We start from the raw sequence: 12,336 nt of genomic DNA, 5'->3' as shown, positions 1-12,336 counted from the left end.
ACGGAAATAGAACACATCGCCGCGTCGCGTGACGCGCTTTAACGAACGGGGCATGATCAACCGTCTGGACCAGGTTTCTGTACCAGGGTCTACGGCTACCAACGGCGATGGCTAAAATACTCGATCCGCGTCAATGACTTATGCGGATTGTGGCGGAGAGGGGGGGATTCGAACCCCCGATACGCTTGCACGTATGCCGCATTTCGAGTGCGGTGCATTCGACCACTCTGCCACCTCTCCGGCCGAAACCCCGAAATTCTCCGGGGTGTCTTCGCAAAGGGCGCGGCGTCGACGCGGGAACCGCGTCACCCATCCGCACCCTCATTCTGTGAACCGAGGCATGGTCGGCGCTTCATCAGCGCGCGGCTCTCTTATCAAAGGCTTGGGCGCCGACACAAGAGCAAAGGCGCCGTCTTCGTCACTTCATGGCCCGCCGACGGTCTCACGGGCGAGTTCCGTCGGCCGGTGGCGGCGATCAAGCGCCCCGCACTGTCCCCGCGCAGGCGCGGAAACAAGGAAAAGCGGGGACCGGTTTTCGACCTACATTCTGCGGCAACTTAACGGGATCGGTCATGTTCGTGATATCAGATCGAATAGATTCGAATTCATCGTGATGTGGAGCCCGAAGACGCTGGCCAAACGGATAAACCGGCCATGCGTCAGCACTTTTTCTCGGACTGTTCGACCCGAGCGTCGGCTTCGCCGGTCCCGCCGGTAAGCGGCAGGTCGAAAAGCGCCGGCACGGGTGGCCAGACAATTTCGGAGCGGCGCGCGAGAAAATCCAGCAGCGCGCCGAGCAGTGTCCAGGCCGCTTCATCGTGCTGCAGATGATGGCTGAGCAGCCCGATTGGCTCGCCCGCGCCGCCGCCGTCGAGGCGATGATCGATTTCGGCGGCCAGAAGCCGGTCGGCCTCGGCCGGCGTCAGCCCCCTCGCCTCGCGCCAGTTCATCAGGTCGAGATGAGTGTTCAGCCGGTGCGGCTCGGCCGACGCGGTGCGGCCGAAGGTGGACAGCCCTGGCACCCCCGCCCCGGCGAGCCTGGCGCCAAACCCTTCGCCGATGCGATTCCAGGGCGGCACGAACGCTGGCAGGAAGCGATCGGGAAACAACTCGGCCAGTGCCGCGCGACCCGCCGCCGCTTCGTCGAGCATCATGCCGATCGGCCGGTGGTCGCCGAACTCGGCGCGTTTTTGTCCCTTCGGCGCATGATTGGCGTGGCGCCAGCCGTGCAACAGGACGGCCACCGCGTCGTCACCGAATAGCGCCTCGGCAAGCCCCGCCTCGACTCCATCGGGGATCACCGCGAGCGCCAGTGGCACACCGGCGGCGCGGCGCAGCGCAAGCAGTCGCGTGAGTGGCTCGCTCGGCCGGCGGGCATCGTCGTCGCGCCACCAGAATGCGATCGTGCGACCATCGTCACGGGCCGCTTCCAGCGCCGCACGGGCAAGGGGAAACACGGCGGCGCTCACGCGGCGGCGCGCTCGGCCGCCTCGGTCAGCAGCCGCGCGACATGGTCGATGCCGGGCTCAGGGGAGAATTCCCGGCGAACCTTTGCCTCGCCGGCCTGGCCCAGACGATCGGCGAGCTGCGGATCGTCCATCAACCGCGCCATCGCGGCGGCGAGTTCTTTGGAATCGCGCTCGGCGACGAGCAGTCCCGTCCGTTCGTCCTCGACCAGTTCCGGGATCGCCGACACCCGCGTCGAGATGACCGGTAGCCGATGCGCCTGTGCTTCCATCAAGACGTTGGGCAGCCCGTCGCGATCGCCGGATTTGGCGATGCGGGAGGGCAGCACGAAGAGGTCGGCGCCCGCCAGCAGCTTGAAGACATGCTCGCGCTCGCGGCTGCCATGCCAGACGATGCGCTCGCCGATGCCGGCCTTGTCGGCCTGCGCCTGCAGCTTTTCCGTCAGCGGCCCGCCGCCGACATGCTCGAAGCTCCAGTCCCGCTCCTTCAGCCGAGCGAGCGCGCGGATGAGGTCGCCATAGCCCTTCTTTTCGACGGTGCGGCCGACCGAAACGATGCGAAACCGGCCGCTTCGCCGGATATTTCGATCGAACGGCCGGATCTCGGAGAGGTCGAGGCCGTGATAGACGAGTTCGACCGTGCGCGGGTTCGCGGCGAGGGAGCGCAGATAGTCGAGATTGGTCTTGGTGCAGGTAACCCCGAAGGCGGCCGAGGCGAGTTTTTCGGTCAGCTCCCAAGGCTGCGTCGTCCAGATGTCCTTGGCGTGGGCCGAAAACGACCAGCCAAGGCCGCGAATCGTCGCCGCATAGCGGGCAACGGAAGCCGGGGTATGGAGATAGTGGGTGTGCAGCCAGTCGATGTCGGCGGGCAGCTCGCGGGCGAGGACGCAGGCCTGGCCGAAGCGGCGATAGCGGTTGGCCGTCGGATCACGCTTCAGATCGGCTTCGAACAGGCGCCGCGCCAGGCCGTAGCCCGGCTGACGCTCGGCGAAGTCGCGGCCGGCGCGCACCCGAGGCGGATCGTCCTTGAGATATTCGGGAAGATAAAGAACCTCGGCGCGGATGCGGCGATGGACGGGATGAACCCGCGCTTCCGCCGGCTGACGCAGCGAGACGATGAGCTGCGCGACGCCGCGATCCTCCAGCCCCGCGATTTCCTGAGCGATGAAGGTCTCCGACAGGCGCGGATAGCCTTTGACGAGTGTGGCGATACGCAAAGGCATGGAATCGCTGATTCTCCGGTTCGCCGGCGGCGACATCGCGACGTCGCTCGCGAGAGGTGCATCGCGGCATCTAGGCGACAAACCGCTTGGCCTGCAAGGCGAAGTGCTCCGCGACAGCCGGCGGTCAAACCGTCATTTGACAAATCTCCGGCGCTCGAACCTTACTGATAGCCACGACCCCATGAGGACGCATCGATGGACCGACCGACAGCGCGACGATGGATTGGCTCGCGGAGCGTCTTCGCGGCGGTCTTGGCCCTATCGATCGGCGTAGCGACCGGCTTTGCCACCCCTATCAACGCCCAGACCCTCTTTGCGGAACCGGCCTCCCTCGCCGCCAAGGTCGCGGATGGCGCGTTGCCACCGGTGGCCGAGCGTCTGCCGCAAACCCCGTTCATCCTGCCGGTCGACAACGCCTGCCCGGCCGATCGCCCCGGCGGTACGCTGCGGATGCTCGGCGCCAGTGCCAAGGATACGCGAATCCTCCCGGTCTTCGGTTACGCACGTCTCGTCGGCTACGACGAAAATTACGACATCGTGCCGGATATCGCCGAGAGCTACGCCGTCGAGGAAGGCCGCATCTTCACCTTCCGGCTGCGGCCCAGCATGAAATGGTCCGATGGCGCACCGTTCACCTCCGAGGACTTCCGCTATTTCTGGGAGGACATGGCCAAGAATCCGGACATCGCCAAATTCGGAGTCCCCGCTGAGCTGCTGGTCGATGGCGAGGAACCGGAGGTCACCTTTCCCGGCCCTTACGAGGTCCGCTATGCCTGGACGGGACCCAATCCGAACTTCCTCGCCGCGCTCGCCGCGGCTCTCCCCTTCGAGATCTTCCGGCCCGCCCATTACCTCAAGAAGTATCACGAGAAATACGCCGACCCGAAAAAGCTGAAAGCCAAGATCGAGGCCGCCGGCCAGCGCAACTGGGCCGCGCTGCATTTCAAGAAGGACCGCGGCCACCGCAACGACAATCCGGACCTGCCAACGCTGCAGCCGTGGACGCTCGCCACCAAGCCGCCGGCCGAGCGGCTGACCTTCGAGCGCAATCCCTATTTCCACCGGGTCGACCTGAGGGGCCGGCAACTTCCCTATATCGACAGGGTTACCCTGACGATCGCCAATTCCGGCCTGATTCCGGCCAAGGTCGCCAACGGCGAAGCCGATCTGCAGGCCGCCTATCTCAGCTTTCCCAATTACCCGTTCCTGAAACGCGGCGAGAAACGCAGCGGCTACGAAGTCCGGCGCTGGGAATCGGGCCGCGGCTCGCATGTCGCGCTCTATCCCAACCTCAATGTCACGGACCCGGTTTGGCGCCAGATGATCCGCGACGCCGACTTCCGCCGAGCCCTCTCGCTCGCCATCAATCGGGCCGACATCGACAAGGCGATCTTTTATGGACTCGCCGAGCCGGGCGCCAATACGGTCCTTCCGGGTTCCCCGATGTTCACGCCGGACCTGCCTACCCGCTGGACCGCCTACGACCCCGACAAGGCGAATTTGCTTCTGGACAGCCTCGGCCTCAAGCGCGCCACCCGTGGCGGGCTGCGGCATTTGCCGGATGGGCGCGAGATCCGCATCGTGGTCGAGACGGCGGGAGAAAGCAGCGAACAGTCCGACGTCCTGCAACTCGTCCGCGACGATTGGCGCAAGATCGGCATCGACCTTCTGATCCGCGAATCCCAGCGCGAAATCTTCCGCAATCGCATCAAGGCGGGCTCGACGCTGATGTCGGTCTGGACGGGGCTCGACAATGGGCTGCCGACACCGGCCACGGACCCGAAGGAACTCGCCCCCGCGACCGCCGAACAAATGCAATGGCCGGGCTTCGGCATGTGGGTGGAAACCGGCGGCACCGGCGGCGAGGCGCCCGGCGACGGCCCGGACCTTGCCGGCATCCGCGAGCTCATCCAACTCCGCCGGCAATGGATGCGGACGACCGACGCCGCGGAGCGCACGGCGGTCTGGAACAAGATGCTGCGGATCTCGGCCGATGAGGTCTATACGATCGGAATCGTCTCGGGCGTCGATCAGATCGTGGTGGTTTCGGACACGCTGCGGAACGTGCCGGAGCGTGGCGTCTACAACTATAATCCCGGCGCCTATTTCGGCATCTATCATCCCGACGGATTCTGGTTCGATTGCCCCTCGAATGTGGCTGCAGGCTCGCCCTCGTGATCCGCTACGTCGCCCGCCGTCTCGTGACCATGGCCTGGACGCTGCTGGCGATCAGCGTTCTCGTCTTCATCATCATCCAACTGCCGCCCGGCGACTATCTGACCAGCTACATCGCCGAGATTCAGGCACAGGGCGAGAACGTCTCCGCCGACAAGATTGCCTTCCTGCGCGAGCAATACGGCTTGGACAAGCCGCTCTGGCTGCAATATCTGGTCTGGGTGACCGGCCTCGTGCAGGGCGATCTCGGCTATTCCTTCGAATACAACCAGCCTGTCGCAGACGTCGTCGGCGATCGGATACCGATGACGATCCTGCTCAATGTGGCGACGGTCGTCTTCGTCTATCTTGTCTCGTTTCCGATCGGCATCTATTCGGCCACCCACCAATACAGCTGGGGCGACAACGGGCTCAGCGTCCTTGGCTTCCTCGGCCTGGCGACGCCGAACTTCCTGCTGGCGCTGATCCTGCTCTACCTCGCCAATGTATGGTTCGGTACCTCGATCGGCGGATTGATGGCGCCGGAATATATCGACGCGCCGTGGTCGCTTGCCAAGATCGGCTCGGTCCTGTCGCATCTGTGGGTGCCGGTGCTGGTGATCGGCACGGCGGGTACGGCCGGCATGATCCGGCGGCTACGGGCCAATCTCCTCGACGAGCTCAACCGGCAATATGTCGTCACTGCCCGCGCCAAGGGGCTGCCGGAGCGCCGGCTACTGCTCAAATACCCGCTGCGCATGGCGCTCAATCCGTTCATCGCCGATCTCGGCAGCCTGCTGCCGCAAATCGTCTCGGGCTCGGTGATCATTTCGGCGGTAATGTCGCTGCCGACGACCGGGCCGATGCTGCTCTCTTCGTTGCGCAGTCAGGACATGTATCTGGCCGGCTCGTTCCTGATGTTCCTGGCGCTTTTGACGGTAGTCGGCATGTTCGTCTCCGACATCCTGCTGGCGATACTCGATCCGCGTATTCGCCTCGGCCGGAGTACGGCGCGATGAGCCCCACGCCCCACTTCGTCTCGCGCGAACCGTTCGATCCGGAGGCGACCGTAGCCGCGGGTTCGACGGTGTCTCGAGCCTATATGGAGGCCTCCCAGACGAAGCTGATCTGGTGGCGCTTCCTGCGTCACCGTGTGGCGGTCGTCTCGCTCGCCTTCCTTCTGTTCAGTTATGCCGCGATCGTCATCGTCGAGATGATCGCTCCCTACGAACTCCAGACCCGCAACACAGACTTTATCTTCGCTCCGCCGCAACCGCTGCATCTCGTCCACGACGGCCGGTTCGTCGGCCCGTTCGTCTATCCGCTCGATTACGAATTGAACCTGGAGACATTGAAGCGCGAATACAGCGAAAACACCTCCCGGCCGCTGCCGCTGCGGTTCTTCTGCCAGGGCGACCCTTATGAATTGTGGGGGATCGTCGAAGCCCGGTTCCATTTCGTCTGCCCGCCCGAGGGGGGCACATTCTTCCTGCTGGGCACCGATCGTCTCGGCCGCGACATGTTTTCGCGCATCTCCTACGGGGCGCGCATATCGCTGACCGTCGGCCTCGTCGGCGTGACTCTCAGCTTTCTTCTGGGAATTACTATCGGCGGGCTCGCCGGTTATTTCGGCGGGTGGGTCGATTCCGTCGTGCAGCGGACGACGGAAATCCTGCGGTCGATCCCGGAACTACCGCTCTGGCTCGCCCTTTCTGCCGCGCTCCCGGTCACCTGGAGCCCGCTACTGATCTATTTCGGCATCACCCTGATCCTGGCACTGCTCGACTGGCCGGGGCTGGCGCGCGCTGTGCGCTCGAAACTCTTCGCTCTGCGCGAGGAAGACTTCGTCGTCGCAGCCGAAATGCTGGGCGCCAGTCCGCGGCGGATCATCTTCCGGCATTTGCTGCCGAATTTCATGAGCCATCTGATTGCCTCGGCGTCGCTGTCGATCCCGACGATGATCCTGGCCGAGACGGCCTTAAGCTTCCTCGGGCTGGGTCTGAGGCCACCGATCACCAGTTGGGGCGTCTTGCTGTCGGAGGCGCAGAACATCGAGGCAGTGGCGCTCTATCCGTGGCTGCTGTTGCCCATGCTGCCGGTGGTCCTGACCGTGCTCGCCTTCAGTTTCGTCGGCGACGGCTTGCGCGACGCGGTCGACCCGCATCACTAGCGCATCGATTATTCACCCACGCCGGCGGCGCGGAGCGGCACGCCCTGTGCCAAACGCGGCGTGAACAGCTCCATCCGCCGCTCCACACCGCTCAGGGCATGGACGCCGACCGTATTCCAGCGTTCGGGCAAAAGCGCGGCGACCTCGGCGCTGGCGAGCACGCTGAGATCCATCGTCTTGGTCAGTTTCTCGATGCGCTCGACCTCGGTGACCGTCGGTCCGATCACCGTGAAGGCCAAGCGCTCGGGCACGCCGATATTGCCGAAGACGACGTTGCCGATATTGAGGCCGATGCCGAAATCCATCGTGTCGAGGCCGCGTTCGCGCCGGACCGCGTTGGCCTCCTCGCGCATCAGGAAGGATTTGCCGACAGCCTCCAACACCTTGGCGCTGAGGGCCGTGGCGTCCGTCGCGTCATCCAGCGGAAAGATCACCAGCACGGCGTCGCCGATAAAGGCGAGCACCTCGCCGCCGGCCCGGATCGCCGGACGCGCGGCACATTCGAAATAGTCGTTGAGAAGCCGCAAGAATGCGGCGCTCTCCAGCCGACCGGTCAACCGGGTCGAGTCGCGCAGATCGGAATACCAGACCAGCGCCCTCGTGGTCGCCCCGTCGCCGAGGCGGATATTGCCGCTGAGCACGCTATGGCCGGCCTGCCGTCCAAGATAAGTCTCGACGATATTGGTGGTGATCCGCGACTGGATAATCGTTTTCGACACGAGGGCGAAGGTCTGCTGGATCGCCTGCAGAACGCCGAGATCCTCGTCGGTAAACCCGGAAGAGCGGTCGCTCGCCCAGATCACGAAAATCCCGGCGGTCGACATATCCATAAACGTGCTGGGTTGCGAAAATTCGGTCGAAAGGGCGATGTAGTCGGTGTAGCCCTCGGCCGCGAGTTCCTCGAATAGCGGGAAGTCGAGAAGCTTGCCCGGCCCGGTCAAACGCCGCCGCAGGACGGGAAGGTCCGCTTCCAGCATGTAGCGCAAAGGGCTTCTCTGCCAGGCTTCGGTGTTAGCGTCCTGATGATGGAAATGCTCCAAGACCGTGTCGTGGTCCCGCTGCCACTTGATCATTTCGGCTCGAAACAGTGGATGCAGGGTCGGCCAGTTCAGCCGGGCGCGAGCGATCGGGATGCCGATGCCGCTCAGCCTCAGGCAAAGCTGATGGAAGAGTTCCTCCAGATTTGGATTGCCGAGTGCCTCGCGGATCAGCCAGTCGTCGACTTGCTTTGCCAGCCCCATCTCAGCCGCCTTCCAGGATTCGCACGCCTTCGCCAATCTCGAGGGTCAGGCCCGTGCGCGCCACGATCGCTCCGGGAAAGGCATTCCGCGCTGTCGTCGCCAGAGCCTCCAACCATGCGTCGGTTCGCGAGATATCATGATGGAAGATAATGAGATTTTCTATGCCGGCGGCGCGGCAAAGCCGCACACCCTCCTGCCAGGTCGAGTGACCGAAGCCCTGGAAGGTGGGAAATTCCTCGTCGGTATACATGCAATCGTAGATCATCAGATCCGAACCGGCGATGAAATCGCGGATCGCGGCGTCAGGTTTGCCTGGCTCGTGCTCGGTATCGGTGATGTAGCAGAACGAACGCCCCGCATACTCGATCCGATATCCCACCGCGCCGTTCGGATGATTCAGTCGAACCGTTCGGACGCGGATGTCGTCGGCAAGCGTGAGAACGTCCGGCGGACGAAAATCGCGGTAGTCGATGCGCGCCGTGAACTGCTTCGGTGTCACCGGGAAATAGGGCGGGCACATGAAACGCTCGACCATGCTGCGGCAGCTGGTTTCATCCAGGAAATGCCCGGCGTGAAGCCGCACCACGGCCTCCTCCGTATAGAGCGGAAACATGAACGGCAGGCCCATGATATGGTCGAAGTGGCAGTGGGTGAAAAGGATGTCGAGGTTCCGAACGCCCTCATAGCAGAGCTTGCGGCCGCAGCCGACGATCCCTGTGCCTGCGTCCAGCACCAAGACACGGTCGCCGCAGCGCACCTCGATACAACTCGTATCGCTGCCGAAGCGGGTGTTGGCGGCGGCCGGCGCGGGAATGCTGCCGCGCGCGCCCCAGATCGTCAGCTGGAAGCGGGTCAAGCCTCGCCATCCCGTGACGCGGCCAGATTGCGCGCCCGGACGAGTTCCTCATTGGTGTGGGTCAGGCGTTCGGCCAGGCTACGCATCACCTCCGCCGCGATCTCGGGGAACTGGCGCAGGAGCTGCAAGAACGAATCCTTGCGCACCCTCAGCGCCGACACATCCGTGCTGGCGGTCACCGTCGCCGTTCGCGGGGAATCGCAAAGGATCGATATCTCACCCACGACATCCCCGGGCCCGAGCGTGGCGACGACGTAGTCACCGGATTCCGTCTCGACCGAGACCTCCGCCTTCCCCTCGACCAGCACATAGGCGGCGTCGCCCGGTTGTCCTTGCCGAACCAACGCCTGTCCGGCGCGATAGGCGATCGAATCAGCGGTGAAGGCGATCAGCTTCAACCGGCTCGGCTCGATGCCGGCGAAGATCGGGACCGACCGCAGTAGGTCCATTTCGGATTTGAGAAGCGTCACGTCGTCCCTCTGCCCGCGGTCATCTGAATCATGGCCATACCCATATCCCTCAGGCCGGCTCGTCGACCGCGCGGTCGACCTTGCGACGCGAGGTCGTCATCCGGCCGTCCCGAAATTCGATCGTCCGATCGAACAATTCCGCATGCTCGGCATTGCTCAGGACCCACAAAACTGTCTGCCGTTCAGCACCGAGGGCCTCGCGCGATGCAAGGACGCGCTCAATTGTCGCCCGCTGGCTGTCGCCGTCAAGGGCGGAAATCGGCCGGTTGAGAACGAACAGGTCGGCGCGCTTGAGCAGCGCCCTGGCCAGCGCCAGCTTCTGCCGCTGGCCGGAGGACAGGCGTTTGGCACCGCTGCCGATGTCGAAATCAAGCCCGATCTCGAAGACGACCTGGGATAGGCCCGTCTCGCGCATCGTCTCCATCAGCACTTCGTTGATACGCGCCGAAGCTTCCGCATACCGGTCGACGACACGGCCAAACAGCACGTTGTCCTGAAAACTCGCGGCGCGATTGACCGCGTCGGGCGAATGAATGGAGACGGCCTGGGCCATGTCAGGCTCGAGGCCTTGGCGGAACCGCTCGCGGCCTTCAAGGATCATCGCCTTGCTATCCTCGTCGAGGAGCCCCAGTCGGTGGCGTGGCTCGACATAGCCGAAGGCCAGTTCCTGGAACGCGCATCGATCCTCGTCCGAGACGTCCCGCTCCCCTGAGGCACGGCGCAGGGCGGCGCGAAAGAAATCGACGTCGTCGGGCGACATCAGGTCGACATTGTCCATCAGCGGGTTGTCGGGAGACAGATCGCCGAAGATTTCGATGAGGGTGTCGGCGATCTGCTGTCCCATGTCGAACAAAATCCGGTCGAGCCCGGTCTGCTTCAGAACCGCCCGCATCTGCGGCCGCGCGGCGAGCGGCGCTCCCTCGGTGGCCTCCGACAAGGCGATGCCGAAGACGAGGTTCTCAAACAGCGTCGCGTAGTCCGAATAGCGGTCCGCGTCGAAAGATTCGAAATAATCCTCTTCGCCGCCCTCTTCGAGCCGGGCACGAAAACGCTGACGCGCTTCGAGAATACGTTCGGCCACCTCGTCGGGCAGGTCGGACGGCAGGCGGTTGCGCAGTCCAAGCCGCGAGATGTCGAGCCGCAGGCCGGCAATCTCCAGCACCTCGGCAAGACGCGGCGTCAACGCCTCCGGGCCATCGACACCCGCCGCCTTGTAGTCGATCCAGTCATCCCGGATATCAAGGTCGATATTGCCGGACTGTCGCGCCTCCTCGAGTCGAACAGCCTCCTCGCGTCCACGCCGCTTCTCGCGGATCAGCGGGGCGTGGCGCAGGCCGTAGACCAGCGCTTCGCGGATCGACATCCTGGGAAAATAAAGGCCGGCCTCGGTATAGGCGATGCGACGCCCCACAAAGGAATCCGGCAGGCCATCGAGTGCCTGGCCGTCGATGCTGATGCGCCCTCCGGCGGCATCCACCAGCCGGGCCAGCGCCTCGGCGAGGTATTCGCCGCCGCCTCCAACCGGCCCGACGACGGCCAGCGCCTCGCCGGCGGAAATCCGCAGGCTTGCGGGCTCCAGCAGATCGTTGCCCGCCTCATCGGCGATCCTCAGGCCGATGATGGAAATGTCGCCGTCGATACGCGGGGGCTCCTCATAAGATACCGCATGCATCGTCGGCGAGAGCAGGTTGTCCAAGGCGAACTGCTCCCGGATTTGCGCGTATTTTGACTGCACGTCGACGCGGAATTGATCCCAGGTGATCAGTTCCTTGAGCGGTCCCGGCAGATCCTTGTAGGCCGCGATCACCGCGACGAGCTGGCCGATGTCGAGCCGACCGACGATGACGAAATAACCGCCGATCAGGTAGAAGATGAATGGCGTGGTCTGGGCAAGCAGGTTGTTGACGAAGTTGGTGAGGAATTTCCACCGAAAGAAATCGTAGCGAATCCAGAGGATTTTGCCGAGGCGGCTGCCGAGTTCGGCTCGCTCCCAGTTCGATGTGTCGTTGGTTCGGATCGACGGGATGCTCTCGACGATCTCGCCGATCCGGCCGGACAAAAGCCGGGCGGTGAGCTGGCGAGCGCGGGCGAGGACGACGAGGCGCCGGCGCATCTGGGGGATCAGGATAAGCTGGATGAGCACGATGGCGCCGGCAATCGAGCCGAGCCAGACATTCTGCAGGAAAATGAATACGAGGGCCGTCAACGCCTGGCTGAGCAGCAGCGACGGGTCGGCGAACGCGCTGCCGCCGAAGCCGCCGACGGGTTCGGTCTCGTCCTTGATCATCGACGCGATCTCGGGCCCGCGGATCTGTTTGAAACGGCCGGTCGGGAAGCGCAGCACCCGGTCGACCAGTTGATAGCGCAGGCGGCGGAGCAGCCGCTCGCCGAGCTGGCCCTTGTAGTTCGACAGGTAGAATTTGAAGAGCCCGTTCACGACGACGAAGAACAGGAAGGTCAGGCTGAGGCTGAGGAGAACGCCGAACCGGTCCAATTCGATGCCGTCGAATAGCGCGAGCGTCCCGCCGCCGAGAAAATCGGGGATCGGCAGGATCACTTCGAAGACCGTTTCCGTCTCGCCCGGCTGCCATTCGCCCTGGATCGGACCGTTGACGATGCGCTTCGGCAGATCGAGCGTCAGATAATAGAACGGCAACGAAACGACGAGTACGAGGAACAGCCATATCTGCTGACGACGCGTGTGCCGCCAGACGTAGCGGAAGACACTTTCGTCGAGGCTGTCATGCACCGCCATC

9 protein-coding genes and 1 tRNA gene are annotated in these 12,336 nt (G+C 64.0%); 3 read left to right on the top strand and 7 right to left on the bottom strand.

Annotation, left to right across the window (positions count from 1 at the left end):
* Positions 1-150: 150 nt before the first annotated feature.
* From VQ045_RS17960 to VQ045_RS17950, 3 genes are all read right to left on the bottom strand, one after another.
* Positions 151-240, bottom strand: a tRNA-Ser gene (locus VQ045_RS17960).
* 419 nt (positions 241-659) lie between these two features.
* Positions 660-1,469: a polysaccharide deacetylase family protein gene (locus VQ045_RS17955; RefSeq protein ID WP_331831071.1), complete on the bottom strand. Its 810-nt coding sequence runs from the start codon at positions 1,467-1,469 to the stop codon at positions 660-662.
* Entirely contained in the window at positions 1,466-2,689 is a 1,224-nt protein-coding gene (locus tag VQ045_RS17950) for a glycosyltransferase (RefSeq protein ID WP_331831070.1), read from the bottom strand. Before VQ045_RS17950 ends, VQ045_RS17955 begins: the two co-directional genes overlap by 4 nt.
* Positions 2,690-2,884: 195 nt before the next feature.
* Here VQ045_RS17950 and VQ045_RS17945 point away from each other — a divergent pair, with 195 nt between their 5' ends.
* The 3 genes from VQ045_RS17945 to VQ045_RS17935 are packed head-to-tail and all read left to right on the top strand — an operon-like array spanning position 2,885 to position 7,013.
* The gene (locus tag VQ045_RS17945) at positions 2,885-4,867 is read left to right on the top strand and encodes an ABC transporter substrate-binding protein (protein WP_331831069.1); all 1,983 of its coding nucleotides are present in this window, start codon (positions 2,885-2,887) and stop codon (positions 4,865-4,867) included.
* Positions 4,864-5,862: an ABC transporter permease gene (locus VQ045_RS17940; RefSeq protein ID WP_327622692.1), complete on the top strand. Its 999-nt coding sequence runs from the start codon at positions 4,864-4,866 to the stop codon at positions 5,860-5,862. The genes VQ045_RS17945 and VQ045_RS17940 overlap by 4 nt, the downstream gene beginning before the upstream one ends.
* Positions 5,859-7,013: an ABC transporter permease gene (locus tag VQ045_RS17935; RefSeq protein WP_331831068.1), complete on the top strand. Its 1,155-nt coding sequence runs from the start codon at positions 5,859-5,861 to the stop codon at positions 7,011-7,013. Before VQ045_RS17940 ends, VQ045_RS17935 begins: the two co-directional genes overlap by 4 nt.
* 8 nt (positions 7,014-7,021) lie before the next feature.
* Here the strand turns inward: VQ045_RS17935 and VQ045_RS17930 are convergent, their stop codons facing one another.
* The 4 genes from VQ045_RS17930 to VQ045_RS17915 all read right to left on the bottom strand — a co-directional run bounded on the left by VQ045_RS17930 (position 7,022) and on the right by VQ045_RS17915 (position 12,335).
* Entirely contained in the window at positions 7,022-8,254 is a 1,233-nt protein-coding gene (locus VQ045_RS17930) for an adenylate/guanylate cyclase domain-containing protein (protein WP_331831067.1), read from the bottom strand.
* A 1-nt stretch (position 8,255) separates the two neighbouring features.
* On the bottom strand, positions 8,256-9,110 hold the full coding sequence (locus tag VQ045_RS17925) for an MBL fold metallo-hydrolase (protein WP_327622695.1): 855 nt from the start codon (positions 9,108-9,110) through the stop codon (positions 8,256-8,258).
* Complete coding sequence (locus VQ045_RS17920) at positions 9,107-9,559, bottom strand: cyclic nucleotide-binding domain-containing protein (protein WP_327622841.1); 453 nt, start codon at positions 9,557-9,559, stop codon at positions 9,107-9,109. The genes VQ045_RS17925 and VQ045_RS17920 overlap by 4 nt, the downstream gene beginning before the upstream one ends.
* A gap of 70 nt (positions 9,560-9,629) precedes the next feature.
* On the bottom strand, positions 9,630-12,335 hold the full coding sequence (locus VQ045_RS17915; protein WP_327622696.1) for an ATP-binding cassette domain-containing protein: 2,706 nt from the start codon (positions 12,333-12,335) through the stop codon (positions 9,630-9,632).
* Between the last annotated feature and the right edge of the window lies 1 nt (position 12,336).

Origin of the sequence: Aurantimonas sp. E1-2-R+4 (assembly GCF_036549515.1) — a bacterium.
GTDB lineage: Bacteria > Pseudomonadota > Alphaproteobacteria > Rhizobiales > Rhizobiaceae > Aurantimonas > Aurantimonas coralicida_A.
This window is presented reverse-complemented; position numbering and strand designations above follow the sequence as displayed.

What these genes read in the sequence shown, in the direction of transcription:
- VQ045_RS17935 (WP_331831068.1), top strand. Translation starts at nt 5,859, where the DNA reads ATGAGCCCCACGCCCCACTTCGTCTCGCGCGAACCGTTCGATCCGGAG.
- VQ045_RS17930 (WP_331831067.1), bottom strand. Translation starts at nt 8,254, where the DNA reads ATGGGGCTGGCAAAGCAAGTCGACGACTGGCTGATCCGCGAGGCACTC.
- VQ045_RS17915 (WP_327622696.1), bottom strand. Translation starts at nt 12,335, where the DNA reads ATGGCGGTGCATGACAGCCTCGACGAAAGTGTCTTCCGCTACGTCTGG.
- VQ045_RS17945 (WP_331831069.1), top strand. Translation starts at nt 2,885, where the DNA reads ATGGACCGACCGACAGCGCGACGATGGATTGGCTCGCGGAGCGTCTTC.
- VQ045_RS17920 (WP_327622841.1), bottom strand. Translation starts at nt 9,559, where the DNA reads ATGGACCTACTGCGGTCGGTCCCGATCTTCGCCGGCATCGAGCCGAGC.
- VQ045_RS17950 (WP_331831070.1), bottom strand. Translation starts at nt 2,689, where the DNA reads ATGCCTTTGCGTATCGCCACACTCGTCAAAGGCTATCCGCGCCTGTCG.